Origin of the sequence: Paraburkholderia acidisoli (assembly GCF_009789675.1) — a bacterium.
GTDB lineage: Bacteria > Pseudomonadota > Gammaproteobacteria > Burkholderiales > Burkholderiaceae > Paraburkholderia > Paraburkholderia acidisoli.
Map to the genome: position 1 here is coordinate 151579 of NZ_CP046915.1, position 22372 is coordinate 173950.

Genomic DNA, 22372 nt, shown 5'->3' on the forward strand with positions numbered 1-22372 from the left:
CACCGCAAAGGGCGATTACTGATTGCCCTGGCTCTGCTTCATGATTTCCTGCGCGGAGAAGTTGATGCCGCACGTGGGGAACGAATTGCCGACGAAGAAGTTGTCGGACTCGCCCGGGAAGTAGTTCACGCCCGCCTTGAGCTGCGTGTCATTGGTGACGTCGAGCGGCAGTTTGATCGCCACGGGCACGGTCTGGCCGTCGAGCGCGGCGAGCGCGGTCTTGATCGCCACGGCCACCTGCGCGGGACCGCTGCCCGCCGAGGTGCACTTCAGGCCCTGGCCGCCGTATTGCGCGCAGAACTTGCGAAAGCCGTTTTCGGTCTCGCCGCCGAACGGCACGAACGGATGTTTCGCGTCGAGCATCGCGCGCACCACGCCCGTGTCGCCGCCCTGCGCGGTGATGCCGTCGAAGTGGCCCTGCACCGCGATCGCGTCGGCGGCCGCCTTCTGCGCGACGCCGTCGTCCCATTTGCCGTAGACCTGCACGAGGTTCCACTTCTTGCCGGTCGCGTCGAGCGTCTTCTGGATGCCGTTGTGCCGGTCCGTGTCGACCGAGGTGCCGGCCACGCCGCGCACTTCGAGCACCTTGCCGCCGTTCGGCAAATGTTGCGCGAGCCACTTGCCCCACAACACGCCAAGCCCGTACTGGTCGACATCGACATTGATCGCGTCTTCGCTGTCGAGCGTGTTGTCGAACGCGATCAGCACCACGCCCGCCTTTTTCGCGCGACGAATCGCGGGGCCGAACGACGCGGGATTCTGTGCGTCGACAATGATCGCGTCGTAACCGGCATCGATGAAATTATTGACGGCGGAGATTTGCGCGGGCACGTCCTCGCCGGTGGAGACGACCTTGAACTCCTTGAGCCTGGCCGCAATCGCCGGTTGCGCCGTATAGGCCTTGGCCGTCTTGATCATCTGGATGCGCCACGTATTGGCGATATACCCGTTCACGAGCGCGATGCGGTACGGGGCATTTTTCTTCGGATACTTAACGAATTTGGTATCGCTTTTCCACGGCACCATGCAAGTGGGGTCGCTGGACGGGCCGGACACGATCGACGCCTGCGCGAAGGCCGCGCTCGCGCACAACGCCAGCGATGCGGTCGCCGCCGCCCGAAGCACCTGAATTCCTGAAAGCATGTCGTCTCCTTGTGGTTGGATCGAACTGACACCGATTGCCGATGCATGGCCGCGGGTGAACGGCGGCGCTCGTGATGCAGGAAAACGCGTGGATGTGCAACTGCGGGACGGGATCGGACGGGCCGAACCGACGGCGTGACCTCGTCGAAAAGCGGCGCCGCGAAGCGAAACAACCGGGCCGCGGCAACGCCTTGCCTCGGACAGTACTGGCATACCAATTCAGGCGCGATAGTGGTTTACCACGGCGTTCATGCAGACTGGATTGCGCGCTTTTCTCGACTATTTCAGCGGTAAAGCGAGCGATTCGGGTGGTCTACCAGATCTGAGTCACGCATCAACTGGTGTACCATCTGCCGAACCTCGCCTGCTGCCGGGCAGCTTTCACGAACACGGAATTCCGGATGGCCGACCTTTTGCACACCTCGACTGCCCGCCCCACCGAAGCGGACGCGGCCGACCGGTCCTATGTCGGGCTGGCGAAACAGATCTACGACCTGATCGCCACCGGCGACGAAGGTCCCGGCGCGCGCCTGCCCTCCGAACGCACGTTGGCCGAGCGCTTCGGCGTGAGCCGCACGCAGGTGCGCGAGGCGATCATCGCGCTCGAAGTGCAGGGCGTGGTGGAAGTGCGCATTGGCTCGGGCATCTACGTGGCCAAAACCGCGACCAGAACGCCCGGTGCACGCGCCGCAACATTCGAGTTACCGCGCGGGCCGGGTCCGATCGAAACGCTGCGCGCCCGCGCCGTGATTGAAAGCGGCGTTGCCGCGCTCGCGGCCACCGAGCGCAAGGACGCCGACCTCGACCGCATCTTTGCTGCGCTGCGCACGATGCGCGAGAGCATGGGCGACAAGACCGCGAACGAGGCCGCCGACCGCGAATTCCATGTGTCGATCGCGCGCGCGACGGGCAACGACGTGCTGCGTCTCGTGGTCACGACCATGTGGGACAACTCGCGCGCGGACCCGCTGTGGAAAAAAATCGAGGAACACTTCCACACGCCGGCACTGCGTGCCGCATCGCAAGACGATCACCAGGTGATTTTTTCGGCCATTCTCGCCAGCGACGCCGAGGCCGCGCGTACCGCGATGCACGCCCATCTCGCGCGCGTGATTGCCGAGTTTACGCAGGCATGGCGTTAATTAGACAAGCTAACCATTCAATTCAGTGAACGTAGAAGAAACGAGAAATACGCTAGACTTCCTGCACTTTTTCAGTAAGTTTCTTTACTTTCATTGCTGCGTAGCCGCATGTTTTTTGTCAGGGAATTTACTGAGTTTCGTTAGCTGACAATGGTGCGACTCTATGTCTCAGTGCCATTCCTTATGGAGCCAGGCATGCATACCGAGACGAACAAGAATGCAAAGGCGGCCGTTTTTCTGATCCGGTCGGCGAAGGGTCTGTTGATATTGCCCGTCGCTTGCCTCGCGTGGGCCCTCCACGCGTATCCGCCACAAGATGCATGCTGGTTTTGCTTTGCGTTAGCCACTTTCGCGTGGCCCTTTGCGGGACTGCTGTATATCGTCTCCGCCGGGTTGTATGCGGGCACGCCTCCCCGACGCATCAAGAAAGACACCAGATGGCGTCACGCGCACGGACATTGAGTTCGCGCGCGGGTTGAGCCGCGTATTCCACTTCGGATCGTCGATCGACGCGCCCCGTGAAACCGGGCGCGCTTGAATCGGTGTGATGCGACGTGAATGGGAAACGAGTTAGCGATCGCGCTGGCTCGATGAAACGCGGTATGTGTCGATGCGACTTTGCCGATGTGCGAAGCGCACTCGCATGGCCATGCGCTTTGCCCTTCGCTCGACGCGTCGAACACTACGCCCCCGCCGTGACCGCCTTGCCGTGACCGCGAAAGCGCGCCCGCTCGCACCGGTGCGTTATCCTGACGCTCCTTCTCACCAGGAGCGCTCATGACGTTTTCGAAATGCCTGCTGCTGGCAGCTCTCTCGCTGTCCGCGACCGCTTACGCCCAGACCTCGCAAACTTTCCACTTCGGCGAAGGCCAGAGCACACCCGAGCCGGGCCACACGACGCACGCCAAGCCGCGCGCGAAACCGGCGAAGCACAGCTCGCAGCACCGGCACACGACCACAACGCATTCACCGCAGCAGAATGCGTATTCCCACCCGTAAATCGCCACGCTGATTGGCTAGCGCGCGTACCGCAGCAGCCCTTCCACCAGCGCATCGAACGTGGCGCGGCAGCCCGCGCTGCTGCGCAGGTTTTCATGCATCGTCACCCACGTTTCGAGTTGCAGCGCGACGACCTTCGGTAGCAGCCGCACCAGTTGGTCGTTGCGCCGCGCGAGTTCGACCTGGCACACGCCGATACCCGCGCCCGCGCGAATCAGCGCCAGTTGCGCGAGGTCGCTGTCGGTGCGCAGTGCCAGCGCCGCGCGCGTGTAGCGCGGAAACGCCTTGCTGGCTTCGCGCACGAACGCCGTGGCCTTGTCATAGCCGATGATCGCGTGCTCCCAGACCGCGTTGACCGTGCGCGGCGTGCCGTGTGCGGCGAGGTAGTCGCGATGCGCATGCAGCCCCAATTCGATGTTGCCCACGCGGCGCGCTACGAGCTGCGTCTGCTTCGGCCGGACCATGCGCACCGCCACGTCGGCCTCGCGTTTGAGCAGGTCCTGCACGCGATTCGACAACACCAGTTCGACGACCAGGCGCGGATGCCGCTCGCGCAGCGCCGCGATGATGGGCGGCAGCACCTCGACCCCGACCACTTCGCTCGCCGCCACCCGCACCACGCCCTGCACTTGCGCGCCCGAGCCATGATCGCGCGCGGCCCGCTCCAGCGAGGCCGCCGTGCTTTGCATGGTCTCGGCATGCGAGCGCAGCGCCTTGGCCACGTCGGTGGGCTGCAAACCGCTTTGCGAACGCGTGAACAGCGTGACCTCGAGCGCGCGTTCCAGCGCCTCGATATGGCGCCCCGCGGTAGGCTGCGTGATGCCGAGCGCGCGCGCCGCGCCCGAGAGCGAACCTTCCTGAAGCACCGCCAGCAAGGTGCGGTACCACTCCCAGCCGATATCTTCGTCCATACAAAAATGTATATCCGTTCAACGATCTTCGGCAATTTTATCGGATCGAAAACACAGGGAGAATGAGTCCTATCGAAGCTGACCATCACATGAGGAGCAAGACATGACCCGGCAAACCGTTTTGGTGCTCGGCGCAACGGGCGGGATCGGCGGCGAAGTCGCCCGGCAGATGCTCGACGCGGGCTGGACCGTGCGCGGCATGCGGCGCGCTTCGCACGCGGCGAACACGGCAAACGCGGCGAACGCGGCGAACGCACGACGCGACGGCATCGAATGGATTCAGGGCGACGCCATGCGACGCGAGGACGTGCTACGCGCGGCACGCGGCGCCGCCGTCATCGTGCACGCCGTGAATCCGCCGGGCTATCGCAACTGGGCCGACCTCGTGGTGCCGATGATCGACAACACCATCGCCGCCGCGCAAGCCGAGGGCGCGACCATCGTGCTGCCCGGCACCGTCTACAACTTCGGCCCCGACGCGTTCCCGCTGCTCGAAGAGGATTCGCCGCAGCATCCCGTCACGAAGAAAGGCGCGATCCGGGTGGAGTTGGAGTCACGCTTGCAACGCGCGAGCGAAACCGGCACGCAAGCCGTGATCGTGCGTGCCGGCGATTTTTTCGGGCCGAACGCGGGTAACAGCTGGTTTTCGCAGGGCTTCGTGAAACCGGGCCAGCCGGTCAGGAAGATCAGCAACCCGAGCGCGCGCGGCGCCGGACATCAGTGGGCGTATTTGCCCGACGTTGCGCGCACGATGGTCGAACTCGTCGCGCGGCGCGATACGCTCGGCGCGTTCGCGCGCTTTCACATGGGCGGTCACTGGGACGAAGACGGCCGCCAGCTGGCCGCCGCCATTCAGCGCGCGGTCGAGCGGCGCGCGGGACGCACGCCGGCGATCGCGGCGTTTCCGTGGTGGGTGTTGCCGCTCGCGGCGCCGTTCAACACCACGCTGCGCGAGCTGGGTGAGATGCGCTATTTGTGGCGCACGCCGGTGCGTATGTCGAATGCGCGGCTAGTGGATACGCTGGGCCGCGAGCCGCATACGCCGTTAGACGAAGCCGTGGAAACCACGCTCGCCGGGTTGGGCTGCCTGCCCGCCGCGCGCGTTTGAGCGGCTGGGCGCCATGTCGCTGCCGGGCAGCTTACGGGGCGGCCTTGTCGATCAGGCTCTGCAGGCGGGTGGTGGATTGCTCGTCCATCGGGTGGATCTCGCAGCCCACGCGGCTCCAGCCGCGCTCGGGGTCCTCGGAGATCCAGCGCACGTCGAGCCCTACCACCACCACGATTTCGTCGTCATCGTCGATGGAGGGCGACTGCAGCCAGCCCCAGACCGTCTCGCCGCGCGAGAGCAGCCCGCTGCGCGCATGCAGCAGCGCGCCGCGCGAACTCAGATTGGCCACCTGCGCCAACGCCCTGCCGTCCCGGTTCAATAGCAGCGGGGCGAACAACAGCGGCGTGCGCGCTTCCCGCCGCATATCCAATCCACTTTTCATAGGACACCCGTATTCAACACGTCGTTCTTATAATGCGCCGGACCTTCCGCTATTTTGGCCAGCTTCAAATGGCCCCTACTCAACGGTTATCGGCTCGTTATGGCCCGAATTGTAGCCGCTTTGGGTTTGCTTGCGCAAAAATGCCGAAATACCGGTGTCGTCAGACAGACGTAAACAGCGTGGGAAGTCGTGACCGCGGTTTGAACATGCGAGCGCCATGGCGCGTTTATCGGCTATGTACCTGGCATCGGGCAGCGAATACGCGATTAATCGTCGATTAGCTCGCGCCACCCGATTAAACGCCCGCTCGATTAAAGGCGCCGTAAAAAAGCGCGAAAGGAATCGGAAGTGCCGGAATAAGGCGGGATTCCGGCGGGCGAATGCCGCCGGTTATCGCGGCTGCCCGCTCACGCCTTGCCCGGCGTGGGGGCATGGCGTGAGTGCAGGGTGCAAACGCCGGGTGGATAGTGAGCGCAAGAGCGCGTTACGCCTGGCCGAGTTCGTCGGCGATCCGTACCATCATCGCGTCGCAGCGCGCGAGTTGTTCCACCGCGACGAACTCGTCGGGCTTGTGCCCCTGGTCCATGCTGCCGGGGCCGCACACCACGGCGGGAATGCCGGCGGCGTCGTACAAGCCGCCTTCCGTGCCGAACGCCACGGTGCCGAAGCCACCCGCACCGGCGGCCGCGCCGCTCACCGTTGCGATCAGTCGCGCGCCGTCGCTGTCGGGGTCGGTGGCGAGTCCCGGGTAGGCGTTGAGCGCTTCGAAGCGAATGTCGGTGTCCGCCTGCACCGCGCGCATTTTGGGCAACAACGTATCGCTCGCGTAGGCCTCCAGTTGCTGCGCCACACTGCCGATGTCGAAGCCCGGCACCGCACGCACCTCGAAGTCGAAATCGCATTCCGCGGGCACGATATTGAGCGCGCGGCCGCCGCGAATCAGCCCGGCCTGCACGGTGGAAAACGGCGGATCGAAGCGCTCGTCGCGGTGCTCCGGCTGCGCCAGCGTTTCGCCGATCTCTTCGAGCTTGCCGATCAGCCGCGCCGCATAGTGAATGGCGTTGACGCCATACGGCGCATACGCCGAATGACACGCCGCGCCGCGCACGCAACAGCGCACCGCCATCTTGCCCTTGTGGCCCAGCACCGGCTGCATCTCCGTGGGTTCGCCAATGATGCACACACGCGGCTGGAAACCGCGCGCCTGCAAGGCCGCCAGCAGCGGCCGCACGCCCACGCAGCCGATCTCCTCGTCGTACGAGAGCGCGAGATGCACCGGCACCGCGAGCGCTCCCGCACGAGCCCGCTCCACGAACAACGGCACCGCCGCCAGCACCGAGGCGAGATAGCCCTTCATGTCGGCGGTGCCGCGCCCATACAGGCGGCCGTCCCGCTCGGTGAGTTCGAACGGCGCGACGGTCCAGTTCTGGCCGTCCACGGGCACCACGTCGGTGTGTCCCGAGAGCACGATGCCGCCGTCTTTCGCCGGGCCGATGGTCGCGAAGAGATTGGCCTTCGTCCGCTCCGCGTTATAAAACAACTCACTCTGCACGCCCAGTTCGCTCAAATACGCCTGCACGAATTCGATCAGCGCGAGATTCGAATCGCGGCTCACGGTTGGGAATCCCACCAGCTTCGCCAGCATGGCCTGGCTCGAAAACGTATTCATCGCGTGATCCGAATAAAAAGAGAGTGAGTGTCCATCTGTACCTCGGGCTTTTACAGGCCTTCACAGCCCGTTTCAGGCCTTTTGATACGCCACGTAATTGCGCTGCAACGCAATGTGATCGGCAATGTATTTCGCGTCGTGCCACACGCCATAAATGAACGACGAAGCGCGATTGGTCAGTTCGGGCAGACCCAGAAAGTAAATCCCCATTTCCGCCGAAATGCCGCGCTTGTGGAACGGCGCGCCGTTTTCGTCGAAGGCATCCACGTTCAGCCAGCTGAAATCGAACTTGAAACCGGTCGCCCACAAAATGGTCTTGACGCCCGCTTTCGCAAGATCGAGTTCCAGAATGGGTTGCTCGATACACGCGGGATTGTCGAGCAGTTTCCACGCTTCGGGTTCCGGCGGCAGATCGAGGCCGTTGCGTTCGACATAGGCGTCGGCTTCGCGCAGCACGTCGAAATACGCTTCGTCGCCCTCGGCGATATTGGCGGCCAGATCGTCGGCAATGTGCAGCACGCCATTTTCATAGCCCTTCGTCAAACCGAGCACGGTGATGCCGTTGTGCGCGAGGCGGCGGAAGTCCATGGTCTTGCCGCCGTCGTAGCCACTTACCGCGAATGCCACGTGCTTCTTCTTCGGCTTGATCTTGATCTCGTCCCACTTGCCGAGCACGCCCAGCCACCACACGTAGTCGCGCTCGCGGTACGAGCGCGGCGGGCGATAGTGCTCGCCGATCGAGAGATACACGGTCCTGCCGCTCGCGCGCAGTTCTTCGGCGATCTGCGAGCCCGAGGCGCCGCCGCCCACGACCAGCACCGCGCCCTCCGCGAGCTGGGCGGGGTTCTTGTACGCCGACGAATGCAGCTGCTGAACGCCGGCATCGGCGGGCACGATAGGGGGAAACTGCGGCACCTGGAACGGACCGGTCGCGGCCACCACGCGCTGCGCCTCGATCACGCCTTCGGACGTGGTGACGATAAAGCCGGGGCGATTCTCGCAGCGCTGCACGTGTTTGACTTCCACGCCGGTACGCACCGGCGCCCCGATCATCTTCGCGTAGTCCTCGAAGTACTGCGCCATGCGCTCTTTCGGCGGAAAGACGTCCGGGCCCACATCGTCGAATTCGAGGTTGGGAAAGCGGTCGTGCCACGCCGGGCCATTCGCGACCAGCGAGTCCCAGCGCTCCGAGCGCCAGCGTTCCGCCACGCGTTTGCGTTCGAGCACGATATGCGGAACGTTCATCTGCGTGAGGTGCTCGCTCATGGCAATGCCGGACTGTCCGGCGCCGATCACCAGCGTATCGATTGCTTCAACTGACATGTTTGACCCTGAAAGAGGACTGAGATGGAACCGGCGGTTCGTTGGATGGGAAGTGTGCTCAAGGTCCGCGCCGCTGATAACCAGCATTTTTGAAGGCGAAACATCGGAAAAACCAAAGAGGTCGCCGGGCACGTACGGGCCGCGCACGCGTTTCGTTTTTCCGACGCCTGCCCTCAAGATTCGCAAACAGCGCCCGCTTTCTTTTCTCGTATCCTTTGATGCAAGTTTTTTTATCCGGCAAAGCCACGCGTCGAGCGCGCAGACAACAGACCTCCATGAAATCCGACGATTCCTCCGCACGCAGTCCAGCCCGCCCATCGACGTCCGGCAAGCCGGTTGCCGTCAGCATGGAAGGCGTGGTCGCGAAATACCGCGAGCAGACCATCCTGCACGACCTGTCGCTCAAAATCGGTCAAGGCGAATTCCTCACGCTGCTCGGCCCTTCCGGCTGCGGCAAGACCACGCTGCTCAATCTGATCGCGGGCTTCACGCAGGCGAATCAGGGCGAGATCTTCATCGACGGCAATCTCGTCACCGCCCTGCCGCCGCACGAGCGCGAGATCGGCATCGTGTTCCAGAACTACGCGCTGTTTCCGCATATGGATGTCGCGCGCAATATCGGTTACGGGCTGCGCATGCGCGGCGTGCCGAAAGCGGAAATCGCGCAGCGCGTGGAAGCGGCCATGCAGCTCGTCAAGCTCAACGGCCTCGGCCATCGCATGCCGCGCGAACTCTCCGGCGGCCAGCAGCAGCGCGTGGCGCTCGCGCGCGCGCTCGTCATCAAGCCGAAGGTGCTGTTGCTCGACGAACCGTTCTCGGCGCTCGACAAGAGCCTGCGCGGCGCGATGCAGGTGGAGATTCGCGAGATCCAGCGCGAACTGGGCGTGACGACCGTGTTCGTCACGCACGATCAGGGCGAGGCGCTCAGCATGTCGGACCGTATCGCGGTCATGTCGCGCGGGCGCATTTGCCAGATCGCCACGCCCGACGAGATCTATCGCCGCCCGACCGATCCGTTCGTGGCGTCGTTCCTCGGCGACGTCAACATCCTGCCTTCGCATTTCCACGGCGAGGACGCGTCGCATCTGCATCTGCGCCTCGGCAGCGGTCTCGTGAGCGTCGAGCGCGAGCGCCTCGTGGGCGGCGAGCACGGCGGCGGCCGCATGGACATTTACGTGCGCCCCGAACATATCCGCTTCGAGCCGCTGGGTGTGGATTCGGTGCTCACGGGCACGGTGGTCAATCACGTGTTCCAGGGCGACCACGTGGATACCTATGTCGACGTGAACGTCGTCGCCGACGGTTCGCAGCGCGTCATGGTGCGCACGGCGGGTCTCGATTCGATCGAGCGCTTCCCGATCGGCACGGTCACCGCGCTGGCGCTGCCGCCGCGCAACCTGACCGTGTTCCCGGAAGCCACGGCTTGAGCACGCCCGTCATGACGATTCCGCTCTCCATGCAAGCCGTCGTCGCCCGCGAACCGGGCGGCCCCGAAGTGCTCGCGCTCGCCGAGCGCGCCGTGCCCGCGCCCGGTCCCGGCCAGGTGCTGCTGCGCGTGCGCGCGGCGGGCGTCAACCGGCCCGACATCATGCAGCGCGAAGGCCGCGCCAAACCCGCGCCGGGCGTGACCGACGTACTCGGCCTCGAAGCTTGCGGCGAAGTCGCGGCGTGCGGCCCCGGCGTGCGGCGTTTCGCGCCGGGCGCGCGCGTCATGGCGCTTTTGCCCGGCGGCGGTTACGCGCCGTGGTGTCTCGCCGACGCCAGCCACTGCCTGCCCGTGCCCGCCGCGCTCGACGACGCCGAAGCCGCCGCGCTGCCCGAAGGCCTCTTCACGGTCTGGCACAACCTGTTCGAACTCGGCGCGCTCAAGATGGGCGAAACCGTGCTGATACACGGCGCCGCCGGCGGGATCGGCACGCTCGCGATCCGCATGGCGCACGCCGCGGGCGCGACCGTGATCGCCACGGCGGGCCGCAACGAGCGGCTCCCCGCGTTGCGCGAGATGGGCGCGTCGCTCGCGCTGTCGTATCGCGAGACCGACTTCGTCGCGGCGTGCCGTGAAGCGACTCAGGGGCGCGGCGTCGATATCGTGCTCGACATGGTGGGCGGCGACTACGTGCGACGCAATCTGGAAGCGCTCTCATTCGGCGGCCGTCACCTGAGCCTCTCGTTCCTGCAAGGCTCGCAAGTCAACCTCGAACTACTCACGCTCATGCAAAAGCAGGTGAGCCTGCACTCGTCCACGCTGCGCCCGCAAAGCGACGACGAAAAATCGCGCATGGCGCGCCTCATCGAACGCCATGTGCTGCCGCTCGTCGCCGACGGCCGCGTGCGCCCGCGCGTGCAGCAACGCATCGCGCTGGCCGAAGCCGCCGAGGCGCATCGTCTGCTCGAAAGCGGCGACGTGTTCGGCAAACTGGTGCTCGTGCCATGAGCGACATGCAACTGCTCCACGCCCCCACTTCGCCCTATGTGCGCAAGGTGAGGGTCAGCGCGCACTTGCTCGGACTCGCCGAGCGCATCGCGCTGCTGCCAAGCGCCGCGAACCCGATCGTGCGCGACGGCCGCATTGCCGCGCACAATCCGCTCGCGAAAGTGCCCACGCTGATTCTCGCCAACGGTCACGCGCTCTACGACAGCCGCGTGATCTGCGAATATCTGGCGAGCCTCGCGCCCGCCTACGGCCTGTTTCCGCAGAGCGGCCCGCTGCGCTGGCTCGCGCTCGGCCATCAGGCGCTCGGCGACGGCCTGCTCGACGCCGCGCTGCTCGCGCGCTACGAATACACGGCGCGCCCCGCCGAAAAGCAATCGCAGGACTGGCGCGCCGCGCAGTTGACCAAGGTGCGCGCGTGCCTCGCCGAGATCGAACAGGACGCGCCCGCGCTCGCCACGGAACGCCTCACCATCGGCGAAGTCACGCTCGGCTGCGCGCTGGGCTATCTCGACTTCCGCTTTCCCGAACTCGCCTGGCGCGACGCGCATCCCGAATCCGCGCGCTGGCATGCGCAGTTGCAAGCGCTGCCCGCCATGCAGATCACGCTTCCTTACGAGCCTTGAACGCACGCTCATGACCGATACTTCTTCAACGCAAACCGTCTGGTTTTTGAACGGCCCCAACGCGAATCTCTACGGACTCGACGCCAACCAGGTCTATGGCAGCGACAGCTTTCCCACCCTCAAGGCGCGCTGCGAAACCAGGGCCGCCTCGCTGGGCCTCACGCTGAATTTCGTGCAATCGAACTGGGAAGGCCAACTGGTCGACTGGATTCAGGAAGCGCGCGGCACGGCCGCGGGCGTCATCATCAACGCGGCGGGCCTGACCTACTCTTCCGTGCCCATTCTCGACGCGCTGCTGTCCTTTCCCGGCAAGATCGTCGAAGTGCACATGAGCAATATCTGGCGACGCGAAAGCTTCCGGCATCACTCGTATATTTCGAAAGCGGCCGATGGCGTGATCGCCGGGCTGGGCGGCGACGGCTACGAATTCGCCATCGAGGCCATGTCGCGTTTGATCGCGCGCCCCGCATGAGCACGACGCCCGTGCAACCCGCTCCCGGCACGCTCGTCTTCTACAGCGATTTCGACGACTTCGACACGTGGAAGCACGCGCTGCAAGCGCAGCTTCCCGGCTTGCGCGTGGTGCGCGCGAACGAGATCGGCGACCCGCGCGAGGTCGACTTCGCGCTGGTGTGGAAACCGCCTGCGGGTTTCTTCCGCGCAATGACGAACCTGAAACTGATCGTCAATCTCGGCGCGGGCGTGGATTCGCTCGCCGCGCGCGACGACCTGCCCGCGCACGTGCCGATCACGCGCATCAGCGACCCGAACATGGCGCGCATGATGGCCAGCTACGTGCTGTTCGCCACGCTGCGCCACGCGCGCGAGATCCCGCATTTCGAAGCGGCGCAGCGGCGCGGCGAGTGGGCGTACCGGCATCCGCGCAACCCCGGGGACATTCGCGTGGCCGTGCTCGGTCTGGGCGAACTGGGCGCGCTGGCCGCGAGCGAATTACAGCGCCAGGGCTTGACGGTGCTCGGCTGGTCGCGCAGCCCGCGCGAGATCGAGGGCGTTCAGTGCCACGCGGGCATGGACGCGCTCGATGGCGTGCTGGGTCAGGCCGACATTCTCGTCATCATGTTGCCGCTCACGGCTGACACGCACCACCTGCTCGATCGCGCACGGCTCGAGAAATTGCCGCACGGCGCGGCCGTCGTCAACGTGGCGCGCGGCGCGATCGTCGACCAAGCCGCGCTCACGGCGTTGCTGCAAAGCGGCCAGATCGGCGCGGCTACGCTCGACGTGTTCGAGAAAGAGCCGCTGCCCAGTGGCGACCCGCTCTGGTCGATGCCGAACGTGCTCATCACGCCGCATCTCGCCTCCGTGGCGATTCCCGCTTCGGCCGCGCAACAGATCGCCGCGAATCTGCGGCGCGTGGCCAACGGCGAAAGCCTTACGAGCCGCGTCGATCTGCAACGCGGCTATTGAAGCGGGTTAGATCGTGGCGGCGGCTTCCCGCGCCGCCACGCCATGCATGGCCAGCAGGCCGGGCGTGAGGTCGGCGAGTTCCGTGCAGCCGAGCAAACGCATGCAGGTCTGCAATTCCTTGTGCAGCATCGCGAGCACGTCGGTCGCGCCCGCCTGCCCGGCCGCCGCGAGCCCGTAGAGCGGCGCGCGGCCGAGCAGCACGCCACGCGCGCCGAGCGCCACGGCCTTCGCGATATCGCTGCCGCGCCGGATCCCGCCATCGACATACACTTCCGCCCGGCGCGGCGCCTCGCTCACGGTTTGCGCGAGCAGGTCCAGCGGGCTACGCGCGCCGTCGAGCTGGCGCCCGCCGTGATTCGAGAGCACGACGCCATCTACATCGTGCTCGAACGCGCCGCGCGCATCGCTCACGCTCTGAACGCCCTTGAGCAGGATCTTGCCGTGCCAGTGCTGGCGCAGCCAGGCGATGTCGCGCCAGTTCAGCGTTTGATCCATGCGATGCGTGCGCGTACCCATGGGATCGTCGATACCGGCGGCGAGCCGCGCGCTGCGCGACAGATTCACGAGCCGCGGCTGGCCGTACACGCCCACGGCCGCGAGCCAGCGCGGATGCGTGGAGAGGTCCCACAGCAAACGCGGCGTCCAGCGCACCGGCATGGCGAAACCCGTGCGCGCGTAGTCGTCGCGCTGGCCGAGCACGGGCGTGTCGACCGTGAGCATCAGCGTGGAGAATTGCGCCGCGCGGGCGCGCGCCATCAGGTTCTGCGCGATACGGCGATCCTGCTGCACGTAGAGTTGCAGCCAGAGGTCGCCGTCGGTGATCGCGCGCACGTCTTCGAGCAGACTCGTGGAGGCCGTCGAGAGCGCGAACGGCAAGCCGGCCGCGCGCGCGGCGCGTGCCAGCGCTTCTTCGGCACGGCGGCGGAACAGGCCGTTGATGCCGGTGGGACCGACCACGGCGGGCCAGGCGGCCGCGTGGCCCGCGAGCGTCGTGCACGTGTCGAGCGTGGACACGTCGCGCAGCACGCGCGGCTCGAACGCCAGCGCTTCGAGCGCGGCACGATTGCGGCGCAGCGTGAGTTCGTTTTCGGCACCGCCCTCGAGATAGGCGAAGGCGAACGCCGGCAGAAAGCGGCGCGCCGCGAGCCGATAGTCCGCCACGTTCGAGTAAGTCATGCCATTCCTTCGCGAGCGTGGCGGCTCAACGGCTTTCCTCGATATTCAGGATCTTGCCCAAGCCGAGGAAATAATTGGCGAAGGCGAGCAGGCTGGCCGTCACGACGATATACACCACCGAAAGCGCCGCCAGGGTGGGATCGGCGAATTCGCGCACGTAGTTGTACATGGTCACGGGCAGCGTTTGCGTGCTCTCCGTCGTGATGAACAACGAGGCCGTGAATTCGTTGAACGACAGAATGGCCGCGAACAGCCAGCCGCCGAACAGGCCGGGCCCGAGCAGCGGCACCACCACCGTGAACAGCACCTTCATGGGCGGCGCGCCGAGGCTGGCCGCCGCGTGCTCGAGCCGCTCGTCGAGGTTTTCCATCGACACATACACGCTGCGCAGCACGAACGGCAGCACCAGAATCACGTGGCACAGAACGAGAATCGCGTAGCCGCGGTCGAGGCCTACCTGCGCGACCAGAATCAGCAGACCCAGGCCGATGGTGAATTGCGGCACGACCATCGGCATGGTCAGGATGGCCTGCAATGCGTCCTTGCCCTTGAAGTCGAGCCGCTTGACCGTGATGGCCATACCCGCGCCGATCACGAGCGCGATCAGCGAAGCCCAGAACGTGACGATCAAACTCGAACGAAAGCCCGACTGAAAGTCGGAGTAAGTGAGCACGCGCGCGAACCAGTGCAGCGACCAGTGCTCGGGCGGAAACGCGAGGATCGCCTTGTCGTTGAACGCGGCCAGCGTCACCACGATCACGGGCAACAGCATGAACGCGAGAATGGCAACGATCAGAACCGGGCCGGCAATGCGCAACGGCCAGGGCAAGCTGTGTTTGATTTTCATCTCAATGTCCTCCAATCCGTTTGAGGCGCGCAGTGAGTTTGCCGAACACCAGCAGCGACACCGCCGTGAGTGCGAGGCCGATAATGCTCAGGCTCGCCGCCAACGGAAAGTTCAGCGAGGACAGGCCCAGCTGATACACCAGGGTGGAAAGCGTCGGCACGCGGCCGCCGCCGATCATTTGCGGCGTGGCGAACGCGCTGAAGGTCCACGCGAACGCCGTGGTCGAACTCGCGAGAATGCCGGGCATGGAGAGCGGCAGCGTGACGGTCACGAAAATCTTCACGGGATTCGCGCCCAGGCTTTGCGCCGCGCGTTCGTAGTCGCGGTTGATGTGCGAAATGGCGGCGCCGAGCATGAGCACGGTGACCGGAATCGTCACGTGCACCAGCGCGAGCACCACGCCGAAATGCGTGAACATCAGGTCGATGGGCCATTCGATCAGCCCGAGCTTGCGCAGCACCGTGTTGACGAAGCCGTTGCTGCCGAGCACGACCGTCCACGAGTAGGTGCGCACGATCTCGCCGAGAAACAGCGGCGTGAGCGACATGATGAGAATGACCGACTTGAGCGCGCGATTGCGCACGCGCACCAGCGCGTAGGCGAGCGGGTACGCGAGCAGCAGCGAAAACACCATGGTTTCCACGCTCAGGCGCAGCGTATTGCCGAGCGCGCTCAAATAGATGGACTTCGTGAGCCCGGAGAAGTTGTCCAGCGTGAAGCCGCCCACGTCGAGCGAACCCGGCACGTAGGCCCGCAGGCTGAACTGCAATACGGTCAACAAGGCCGCACAGGTGCTGATCGCGACGATCACCGCCGGCGAGATCAGCCATCCCTTCAGCCTGCTATACATATTCATGGTGTCAATCGCCAGTCTGTTAGCTTTTACTGCTTCTCTGATACGTAAAAAGGCACTGCTCGCGCGGCGCCCCTTGCGAGCTTTCGGGGCGCCGCGCGTTACCGCGGGATCCAACGCGAATCACGCGCGAATCACGCTTAATTCATGATGTTTTCGGTGAACCACTTGCGCCATTCGGGCGTGAGTTCCGCGCGCAGCTTCGAGTCGATCACGATGGTCTGCTTGTCCCACTGCGAACGCGTCGTGAACACGCCGGGCAGTGCGGCGTCGGCCGGTGCCACCGTGGCGTTGTCGACCACCGGGCTCGCCTTTTCCATCGCCACGATCTTGGCCTGCACCGCCGGCGAAAGCGCGATATTCAGGAACTTGTAGGCCAGCGCTTCCTTCTTCGATCCCTTCATGATGCCCATGCTGTCGATGCCGAGCACCGCGCCTTCCTTCGGAATCACCACCTTGAGCGGCACGCCCTGACCGATCTGGTAATAGGCATTCATCGAGAGCAGCACTTCGACCGGCGTCTCGCCCGTTTGAATCAGTTGCTCGCCATTGGCGTCGTCGGTATAGAAGGCCTTGAAGTTCGGCTTGAGCGCCTTGAGCTTGTCCTCGCCCTTCTGCCAGTTCTTCGCGTCACCGCCCGAAAGCACGGCCGCGACCGTGATGATGTGGCTCGGGTCCCAGTCCGGCGCCGAAAGCTTGCCCTTGAGCGCCGGATTCCACAGATCGTTCCAGCTCGTGAACTTCATGCTCGGCGGAACCATGTCGGTGCGATAGCCGATGGTGTAGACATACGCCCACGTGCCGATGTGATACGGGCTGATCTTCGCCTGGTCCATCAAATGCGAGTAGTTCGGCAGCTTGCTCGTGTCGAGCTTCTCGAACAGGTTGCTGTTCGCGTAGAGCCAGCCCACCTGCGAGGTCGTGACCGTCACGTCGCTCTCCGGCGTCTTCGCGAGCTTGGCCTTGTTCAGACGGTCGATGGTGCCGCCCGTCACGTACTTCACCGGCACGCCGGTTTCCTTCGTGAACGCCTGGCCGACCGTCTGGTCGATCATGTCGCGGAAGTTGCCGCCCCAGGTGCTGACGACCAGCGCGTCTTCGGCGTGCGCGGCGCCTGCGATCAGTGCGCTGCACGCAAGGCTGGCTGTGAGTAGTGTCTTGATCACTCGATATCCCGTAGGTTGATTGATGAGTCGCGTCGTGTGCTGGCCAGCGCCCCGTTGGCGTTGTGTTCAGGTACAGGTGAATAGTGAAAGAGTTGACCTGGATCACCAAGTTGCCTTTTCCGCGGGCATGACTCGCAATTTCTGACGTCGTGATTTTTTGCGATCCGAACCGCCGTGAACGCCCGTGGCGCCTGGGTCTTTCGGAAAAGCTGAGACACCGCCCTGGAAAAACCAAATAGGCAGCGCCGCGCCTCTGGCCGACTATCTGCTCATCGCAACCACGCGTGCCCTGCCTTGCCGGCACGCGGCGCCTCCACCGGGTCTTTTCCCCGCCGCTTCCCGCTCATTCACACATCGCGCCATGAAACACACCCGTATCCGCACCTTCAACACCCAGGCCACCTACCCCGAACAGAAGCTCGACAACGATTTGTGCCAGGCCGTGGTCGCGCGCGGCCAGTTCGTGTTCCTGCGCGGCCAGATCGGGCAGAACCTCGATACCTCGGAGAGCGTGTGCATCGGCGACGCGGCGGGCCAGACCGAACAGGCCATGTCCAACATCGCCATGCTGCTCGGCGAAGCGGGCGGCGAACTCGCCGATATCTGCAAGATCATCATCTACATCACGGACCCGCGCTACCGCGAAGAGGTGTACCGCGTGGTCGGCAAATGGCTCAAGGGCGTGTTCCCGGTGTCGACGGGTATCGTGGTCTCGGCGCTCGCGCGTCCGGAATGGCTCGTGGAAGTCGACGCCACGGCCGTGATCCCCGACTGACCGACCGGCTCCCGACTTCGAGGCAATCCTCATGACCTTCTCGATCATTGCGCGCTGCCCGCAGAGCGGCCAGTTCGGCGCGGCCGTGGCCTCGTCCTCGCCCGCCGTGGCGGCCCGCTGCATTCGCGGCCGCCCGGGCGTGGGCGCCGCCGCCAGCCAGAACATCACCGACCCCGCGCTCGGCCCGCTGGCGCTCGACCTGATGGCGGCCGGGCACGCACCCGCCGAGGCGCTCGAACGGCTGCGCAGCCAGCCGTTCGTGGACTACCGTCAATTGATGGCGATCGACGCGCACGGCGCGCCCGCCGTCTTTACCGGCGCGAACGCGCTCGGCACGCTCGCGAGCCTCACCGGCGAACACGCCGCTTGCGCGGGCAACATGCTCGCCACGCGCGAGGTGCCCGCCGCCATGCTGGCCGCGTTCGAGCGCGCCACCGGGCCGCTGGCCGAGCGCTTGATGCAGGCACTGCTCGCGGGCGAAGCGGCGGGCGGCGAAGAAGGGCCAGTTCACTCGGCCGGTCTGCTGGTTTACGGCGAACTGGACTGGCCGATCGTGGACTTGCGCATGGACTGGGTCGAGGAAGGCCCGGTGGAGAGCCTGTATGCCGCGTGGCAGGTGTACGCGCCTCAGGTGGACGACTACATCACGCGCGCCCGCGACCCGCGCGCCGCGCCGAGCTTTGGCGTACCCGGCGATTTTTGACGCGATATCGCCGATTTTTGCTTTATGCGAAGATCGGCTTGCCTGTGCGGGACCTGGTTCCGGTGGCGTTTTCCGTGTTTACCTGGTGCTCTCTGGTCTCGCTCATGCTGAATCGCATTTCCCTTCGCCAAATGGAGTATTTCCTGGCGGCCGCCAAATACGGCAGCATCGCCATCGCCTCCAGTCAGATTCATATCTCCGCGCCGTCGATCTCCGCCGCCATCGCCCACATGGAAACGGAGCTGGGCGTTCAGCTGTTCATTCGCCATCCGTCCAAGGGCATGACGCTCACGCCCGTGGGCGCGCAGGTCATGCAGGAATGCGAACAATTGCTCGATCGCGCGTCCAGGCTCTACGACATCGCGTCCGATTCGAGCGAGGCGATGCAAGGCGTGCTGCGCGTGGGCTGTTTTCAGTCGCTCACGCCCATGATCGCGCCCGAAGTCATCTTCGGTTTCAAGCGCGCATTCAGCAAGATCGACCTGCAACTCGTGGAAGGCGACCAGCGCGAGCTGATCGAGAAACTCCATAACGGCGAGATCGACGTGGCGATCACCTACGATCTGGAATTGAGCGACGAAGTGCAGTTCGAGGTGCTGTGCCAACTGCCGCCGCACGTGATCGTCAACGAGCTGCATCCGCTCGCGCAGCAAAGCGCCGTGACGCTCGGCGAACTCGCGCCGCTGCCCATGGTATTGCTCGATTTGCCGATGAGCCGCGACTACTTTCTCTCGCTGTTCGCGCAAGCGGGCGTGGAGCCCCATATCGTCGCGCGCTCGCGCTCCGAAGACGTGGTGCGCTCGCTGGTGTGCAACGGCATTGGCTATGGGCTCTTCAACGTGCGCCCGAAGTCGAACCAGTCGCTCGACGGCAAGCGCTTCTCACGCCTGCGTCTCGCAGGCCAGCATCGCCCCATGCTGCTCGGCCTCGCCACCTACGCGCCGGCCAGACAGCCGCGCCTCGCGCAAGTGTTCATGGAACGCTGCCGCGCCTATATCTCCGACCAGTACATTCCCGGCATGAGCGCGGCGAGCTACTTCGACCCGCATCTCACCAGCGTGAGCGCGGAACCCGTTGCCGCGCCTGCCAACGTGCACGCCATCCGCGCCGCCTGAACACAGGCGCGCGCCACCTCAATCATTGCGCGCGTGGGTCGTGATCTGCACGAAATCGGCGACGATATGATCGCGGCCGTAGCGTGACGCCATCGTCCTGAGTTGCTGGTCGACGGCCGCGAGCCACACCGCGCGCGGTTCGGCGGCCGGACGCAAATGGTCGAACAGCGGCGCGGGCGTGATGAGCAGCACGATCATCTCGGTGCCGAACGGTTTGTCGACGAGCCAGTCGCCAGTGCTGCCCACGGTGGCCGCGAAGTTCGGCGGCGCCTGATTGTCGCGTTCGTGGTTGCTCGGCACGAGATGCACCACGCTGCCGTCCAGCGCGTAGTAATCCACGTTCACGTACGACTCGTAATGCGGCGTGGTGATGTCGACGACGAGCGGGCTGCCCTGCGTGAGTTGCGCGTCCGGCGGCCGCGTGTGGATCGTCGCGCCGCCTTCGGCCTGGCGATTCGCGCGCCAGTACGGCGCGAACGTATTGACGATTTCGCAGTAGTGATTCTGCACCGCGTTCACGTCGATGGCGGCACCCCGGCCGCCCGCGGTTCTCGCGAGCGCGTTGTGCACGCGCGCCACGCCGCCGCCCGCCCCCGCGAAACCGCTCACGCGCAGCGCGTGCCCCGACACCGACGCGTCGAGCGCCGAGCATGGAATACGCGCGAGCGACGCATTGAGCGCGGCCAGCGCGGCCGTGTCGGGTACCGGCGTTGGCTCGGCCACGCTTGCGACGCTCGCCGGATTCGCGGCGGACGCTGCACTCGTGAGCGTCGCCGCACTCGCGGCAGCGGTCACGTTCGCCGCGGCCGATGCGGGCGCATTCGCGTCGGGCCCGCTCGTGGCCAGGACGCTCGCCACCACGGCCGCCGAAGACGCGGCCAGCGCGGGACCACTGGCCGCCAGCGCCGGGGCTTCCGAGGCCGCCGAGGCCGCCACTGCCGTGGCAACGTCGGCGCGCGGCGTCTCGTGCGCCGACATCGCCCGATAGCCGACCCATAGCCCGCCCGCCACGACCACCGCACCCGCGCCGATCGCGCCCATCCGCGCGGCCGAGAACGCCGCTGCATGCGGCAGCACGCCCATGCCGTCGAGAAACTGGTTGACGGTGGCCGTGCGCGCCGCGCGGTCGAACGACAGCGCCGCGCTCAAGGTGCGCCATTGCAGGCGATCGAGACCCGGCGGACGCTCGGCGCGCAACTTCTCGCTGCGTGCCTGGGTCGCCGATTTGCGGTGGAACGGATGCTTGCCGGTGAGCAGTTCGTAGGTCACGCAGGCGAGCGCGTAGACGTCGTCGCGCGGATCCGGCTCGCGATGCTCGAACATCTCCGGGCTCGCGTAGGCGGGCGTGATGCCGCCGAGCGAGGCGGGATCGAACACGGTGACGTCGGGGTCTTCTTCGGGGCGCTGGAACACGCGAGCAATGCCGAAGTCGATCACTTTGACCTCGCCGCTGTCGGTGATGAACACGTTGGCCGGTTTGAAATCGCAATGCACGAAGCCGCGTTCGTGCGCGTAAGCGAGTGCCTGTCCCATCCCGGCGATGATCGGCCGCGCCTTCTCGAACGGCAGGCCCGCGAAACCGGGCGCGCGCAGCACCCTGCTGAGCGGCTTGCCGGAGAGATACTCCATCGTCAGATAGACGAGCGGTCCGTCCCGGTCGAAGTCGTACACGGTGACGATATTGCGGTGCGCGAGCGTTTGCGCCTTGCGCGCCTCGCGTTGCAGCGCGATCAGCGAACTGGGCTGGCCGCGAAACTGTACGTTCAGCACCTTGATGGCGATATAAGGCTTGCGGTCCGACGCTTCGAGCTTGCGCAGATCGAGCGCCTTATACACGGTGCCCATGCCGCCCACGCCCAGGCATTCTTCCAGCACGAAGCGCCCGTTGAGCGTGTCGCCAATGCCTTTGAGGTGCTCCATGTCGTCGGGCGTGGCGGCGCCCGGCACCGAAGACGGCACCGAGGGATACGAAGCGGTGGAGGTTTCCTGCATGCGCGTGGCGTCGTCGCCATTGCCCGCGCGGTCTCGTTGACGCTCGATGCGGCGCAGGACTTCGTCATAGACCTGATCGGGCAGAGGATGCACGGTTTGCGTCGCGTCCATGGCCTCGCGCAGACGCGCGCCGCTACCCGCGCCGCCCGCAAGCACGCGGTCGATTTCGGAGTAGAACGCCTCGCGGGAAAGCGTCCCGCTCTGAAACGTCTGGATCAGCTGCGTAAGGCTCATCGTTCGTATGCCCGCAACCCGGCTTTTGGCTGGCCGACGCAAAGGCGGCGCTCGAAGCGCGCCGCGTGGGTCTGCATTGCGCACTTTCCCTGGCAGTCCGCATGAATGTTCGGAAACGCAAGAGGGAATGCACGGCAACGTGGTCTCGTCGTCCTCTCAAGGATACAGACTCGCCGATGAGCGCGCGCGTGCCGTGCGCGGACGACACGCGACCTGCCTTACGGCCTTGTCTGAAGAGAGAGTAGTCGCACGCGGCGCGCAGTGCAATCGATGGCTGAGTGAATGTGGCGGCTAATGCGAGCGTGCGTGCCGCTGCGCGTACCGGCAACTCACTCGTGAATTCACCGCG

Annotated in this window: 21 protein-coding genes; 11 read left to right on the forward strand and 10 right to left on the reverse strand. The window is 65.3% G+C overall.

What is annotated here, in order from left to right:
• Window positions 1–15: 15 nt before the first annotated feature.
• Window positions 16–1143 (reverse strand): sugar ABC transporter substrate-binding protein, encoded by a 1128-nt coding sequence (locus FAZ98_RS22905; protein WP_158954366.1) that lies wholly within the window; start codon window positions 1141–1143, stop codon window positions 16–18.
• 401 nt (window positions 1144–1544) lie between these two features.
• Here FAZ98_RS22905 and FAZ98_RS22910 point away from each other — a divergent pair, with 401 nt between their 5' ends.
• Window positions 1545–2285 (forward strand): FadR/GntR family transcriptional regulator, encoded by a 741-nt coding sequence (locus FAZ98_RS22910; RefSeq protein ID WP_158954368.1) that lies wholly within the window; start codon window positions 1545–1547, stop codon window positions 2283–2285.
• Window positions 2286–3062: 777 nt separating this feature from the next.
• Window positions 3063–3284, forward strand: coding sequence for a hypothetical protein (locus FAZ98_RS22915; RefSeq protein ID WP_158954370.1), 222 nt, complete (start codon window positions 3063–3065; stop codon window positions 3282–3284).
• Between the two features lie 17 nt (window positions 3285–3301).
• Here FAZ98_RS22915 and FAZ98_RS22920 read toward each other — a convergent pair whose 3' ends face one another.
• Window positions 3302–4195: a LysR family transcriptional regulator gene (locus tag FAZ98_RS22920; RefSeq protein WP_158954372.1), complete on the reverse strand. Its 894-nt coding sequence runs from the start codon at window positions 4193–4195 to the stop codon at window positions 3302–3304.
• A gap of 103 nt (window positions 4196–4298) precedes the next feature.
• Between FAZ98_RS22920 and FAZ98_RS22925 the strand changes: the two genes are divergently transcribed.
• A complete protein-coding gene (locus FAZ98_RS22925) occupies window positions 4299–5303 on the forward strand; it encodes an SDR family NAD(P)-dependent oxidoreductase (RefSeq protein WP_158954374.1) in 1005 nt (334 codons plus the stop codon).
• A gap of 31 nt (window positions 5304–5334) precedes the next feature.
• On the opposite strand, the gene FAZ98_RS22930 is transcribed toward FAZ98_RS22925, so the two are convergent.
• The 3 genes from FAZ98_RS22930 to FAZ98_RS22940 all read right to left on the reverse strand — a co-directional run bounded on the left by FAZ98_RS22930 (window position 5335) and on the right by FAZ98_RS22940 (window position 8677).
• The gene (locus FAZ98_RS22930; protein ID WP_158954376.1) at window positions 5335–5685 is read right to left on the reverse strand and encodes a PilZ domain-containing protein; all 351 of its coding nucleotides are present in this window, start codon (window positions 5683–5685) and stop codon (window positions 5335–5337) included.
• A gap of 484 nt (window positions 5686–6169) precedes the next feature.
• Window positions 6170–7354 carry an acetylornithine deacetylase gene (gene argE / locus FAZ98_RS22935; protein ID WP_158954378.1) on the reverse strand — a complete coding sequence of 395 codons (1185 nt, stop codon included), beginning with the start codon at window positions 7352–7354 and terminating at the stop codon, window positions 6170–6172.
• A 72-nt stretch (window positions 7355–7426) separates the two neighbouring features.
• Window positions 7427–8677, reverse strand: a complete 1251-nt coding sequence (locus FAZ98_RS22940) for a flavin-containing monooxygenase (RefSeq protein WP_158954380.1) — start codon at window positions 8675–8677, stop codon at window positions 7427–7429.
• A gap of 275 nt (window positions 8678–8952) precedes the next feature.
• Here FAZ98_RS22940 and FAZ98_RS22945 point away from each other — a divergent pair, with 275 nt between their 5' ends.
• Genes FAZ98_RS22945 through FAZ98_RS22965 form a run of 5 tightly spaced genes read left to right on the forward strand, consistent with a single transcriptional unit; the run spans window position 8953 to window position 13162 of the window.
• Window positions 8953–10104 (forward strand): ABC transporter ATP-binding protein, encoded by a 1152-nt coding sequence (locus FAZ98_RS22945; RefSeq protein ID WP_158954381.1) that lies wholly within the window; start codon window positions 8953–8955, stop codon window positions 10102–10104.
• A complete protein-coding gene (locus FAZ98_RS22950) occupies window positions 10101–11111 on the forward strand; it encodes an NAD(P)H-quinone oxidoreductase (RefSeq protein WP_233272883.1) in 1011 nt (336 codons plus the stop codon). The genes FAZ98_RS22945 and FAZ98_RS22950 overlap by 4 nt, the downstream gene beginning before the upstream one ends.
• 5 nt (window positions 11112–11116) lie before the next feature.
• The gene (locus FAZ98_RS22955; protein ID WP_158956405.1) at window positions 11117–11734 is read left to right on the forward strand and encodes a glutathione S-transferase; all 618 of its coding nucleotides are present in this window, start codon (window positions 11117–11119) and stop codon (window positions 11732–11734) included.
• Window positions 11735–11744: 10 nt separating this feature from the next.
• The gene (locus FAZ98_RS22960) at window positions 11745–12206 is read left to right on the forward strand and encodes a type II 3-dehydroquinate dehydratase (RefSeq protein WP_158954383.1); all 462 of its coding nucleotides are present in this window, start codon (window positions 11745–11747) and stop codon (window positions 12204–12206) included.
• Window positions 12203–13162 (forward strand): 2-hydroxyacid dehydrogenase, encoded by a 960-nt coding sequence (locus tag FAZ98_RS22965; RefSeq protein WP_158954385.1) that lies wholly within the window; start codon window positions 12203–12205, stop codon window positions 13160–13162. Before FAZ98_RS22960 ends, FAZ98_RS22965 begins: the two co-directional genes overlap by 4 nt.
• Before the next feature lie 6 nt (window positions 13163–13168).
• Here FAZ98_RS22965 and FAZ98_RS22970 read toward each other — a convergent pair whose 3' ends face one another.
• From FAZ98_RS22970 to FAZ98_RS22985, 4 genes are all read right to left on the reverse strand, one after another.
• Entirely contained in the window at window positions 13169–14338 is a 1170-nt protein-coding gene (locus tag FAZ98_RS22970; RefSeq protein ID WP_158954387.1) for an alpha-hydroxy acid oxidase, read from the reverse strand.
• 25 nt (window positions 14339–14363) lie between these two features.
• Window positions 14364–15185 carry an ABC transporter permease gene (locus tag FAZ98_RS22975; RefSeq protein ID WP_158954388.1) on the reverse strand — a complete coding sequence of 274 codons (822 nt, stop codon included), beginning with the start codon at window positions 15183–15185 and terminating at the stop codon, window positions 14364–14366.
• A 1-nt stretch (window position 15186) separates the two neighbouring features.
• Complete coding sequence (locus FAZ98_RS22980; protein WP_158954390.1) at window positions 15187–16041, reverse strand: ABC transporter permease; 855 nt, start codon at window positions 16039–16041, stop codon at window positions 15187–15189.
• A 137-nt stretch (window positions 16042–16178) separates the two neighbouring features.
• A complete protein-coding gene (locus FAZ98_RS22985; RefSeq protein WP_233272884.1) occupies window positions 16179–17204 on the reverse strand; it encodes an ABC transporter substrate-binding protein in 1026 nt (341 codons plus the stop codon).
• A 361-nt stretch (window positions 17205–17565) separates the two neighbouring features.
• On the opposite strand from FAZ98_RS22985, the gene FAZ98_RS22990 reads away from it, so the two are divergent.
• The 3 genes from FAZ98_RS22990 to FAZ98_RS23000 all read left to right on the forward strand — a co-directional run bounded on the left by FAZ98_RS22990 (window position 17566) and on the right by FAZ98_RS23000 (window position 19797).
• On the forward strand, window positions 17566–17979 hold the full coding sequence (locus FAZ98_RS22990) for a RidA family protein (protein WP_158954392.1): 414 nt from the start codon (window positions 17566–17568) through the stop codon (window positions 17977–17979).
• Between the two features lie 31 nt (window positions 17980–18010).
• Complete coding sequence (locus tag FAZ98_RS22995; protein ID WP_158954394.1) at window positions 18011–18682, forward strand: DUF1028 domain-containing protein; 672 nt, start codon at window positions 18011–18013, stop codon at window positions 18680–18682.
• A 104-nt stretch (window positions 18683–18786) separates the two neighbouring features.
• Window positions 18787–19797: a LysR substrate-binding domain-containing protein gene (locus tag FAZ98_RS23000; protein WP_158954396.1), complete on the forward strand. Its 1011-nt coding sequence runs from the start codon at window positions 18787–18789 to the stop codon at window positions 19795–19797.
• Window positions 19798–19815: 18 nt separating this feature from the next.
• Here the strand turns inward: FAZ98_RS23000 and FAZ98_RS23005 are convergent, their stop codons facing one another.
• The gene (locus tag FAZ98_RS23005) at window positions 19816–22023 is read right to left on the reverse strand and encodes a serine/threonine protein kinase (protein WP_158954398.1); all 2208 of its coding nucleotides are present in this window, start codon (window positions 22021–22023) and stop codon (window positions 19816–19818) included.
• Between the last annotated feature and the right edge of the window lie 349 nt (window positions 22024–22372).

What these genes read in the sequence shown, in the direction of transcription:
- FAZ98_RS22995 (WP_158954394.1), top strand. Translation starts at nt 18,011, where the DNA reads ATGACCTTCTCGATCATTGCGCGCTGCCCGCAGAGCGGCCAGTTCGGC.
- FAZ98_RS23000 (WP_158954396.1), top strand. Translation starts at nt 18,787, where the DNA reads ATGCTGAATCGCATTTCCCTTCGCCAAATGGAGTATTTCCTGGCGGCC.
- FAZ98_RS22960 (WP_158954383.1), top strand. Translation starts at nt 11,745, where the DNA reads ATGACCGATACTTCTTCAACGCAAACCGTCTGGTTTTTGAACGGCCCC.
- FAZ98_RS22975 (WP_158954388.1), bottom strand. Translation starts at nt 15,185, where the DNA reads ATGAAAATCAAACACAGCTTGCCCTGGCCGTTGCGCATTGCCGGCCCG.
- FAZ98_RS22910 (WP_158954368.1), top strand. Translation starts at nt 1,545, where the DNA reads ATGGCCGACCTTTTGCACACCTCGACTGCCCGCCCCACCGAAGCGGAC.
- argE (WP_158954378.1), bottom strand. Translation starts at nt 7,354, where the DNA reads ATGAATACGTTTTCGAGCCAGGCCATGCTGGCGAAGCTGGTGGGATTC.
- FAZ98_RS22980 (WP_158954390.1), bottom strand. Translation starts at nt 16,041, where the DNA reads ATGAATATGTATAGCAGGCTGAAGGGATGGCTGATCTCGCCGGCGGTG.
- FAZ98_RS22905 (WP_158954366.1), bottom strand. Translation starts at nt 1,143, where the DNA reads ATGCTTTCAGGAATTCAGGTGCTTCGGGCGGCGGCGACCGCATCGCTG.
- FAZ98_RS22930 (WP_158954376.1), bottom strand. Translation starts at nt 5,685, where the DNA reads ATGAAAAGTGGATTGGATATGCGGCGGGAAGCGCGCACGCCGCTGTTG.
- FAZ98_RS22965 (WP_158954385.1), top strand. Translation starts at nt 12,203, where the DNA reads ATGAGCACGACGCCCGTGCAACCCGCTCCCGGCACGCTCGTCTTCTAC.
- FAZ98_RS22915 (WP_158954370.1), top strand. Translation starts at nt 3,063, where the DNA reads ATGACGTTTTCGAAATGCCTGCTGCTGGCAGCTCTCTCGCTGTCCGCG.
- FAZ98_RS22970 (WP_158954387.1), bottom strand. Translation starts at nt 14,338, where the DNA reads ATGACTTACTCGAACGTGGCGGACTATCGGCTCGCGGCGCGCCGCTTT.
- FAZ98_RS22955 (WP_158956405.1), top strand. Translation starts at nt 11,117, where the DNA reads ATGCAACTGCTCCACGCCCCCACTTCGCCCTATGTGCGCAAGGTGAGG.
- FAZ98_RS23005 (WP_158954398.1), bottom strand. Translation starts at nt 22,023, where the DNA reads ATGAGCCTTACGCAGCTGATCCAGACGTTTCAGAGCGGGACGCTTTCC.
- FAZ98_RS22945 (WP_158954381.1), top strand. Translation starts at nt 8,953, where the DNA reads ATGAAATCCGACGATTCCTCCGCACGCAGTCCAGCCCGCCCATCGACG.
- FAZ98_RS22940 (WP_158954380.1), bottom strand. Translation starts at nt 8,677, where the DNA reads ATGTCAGTTGAAGCAATCGATACGCTGGTGATCGGCGCCGGACAGTCC.
- FAZ98_RS22920 (WP_158954372.1), bottom strand. Translation starts at nt 4,195, where the DNA reads ATGGACGAAGATATCGGCTGGGAGTGGTACCGCACCTTGCTGGCGGTG.
- FAZ98_RS22925 (WP_158954374.1), top strand. Translation starts at nt 4,299, where the DNA reads ATGACCCGGCAAACCGTTTTGGTGCTCGGCGCAACGGGCGGGATCGGC.
- FAZ98_RS22990 (WP_158954392.1), top strand. Translation starts at nt 17,566, where the DNA reads ATGAAACACACCCGTATCCGCACCTTCAACACCCAGGCCACCTACCCC.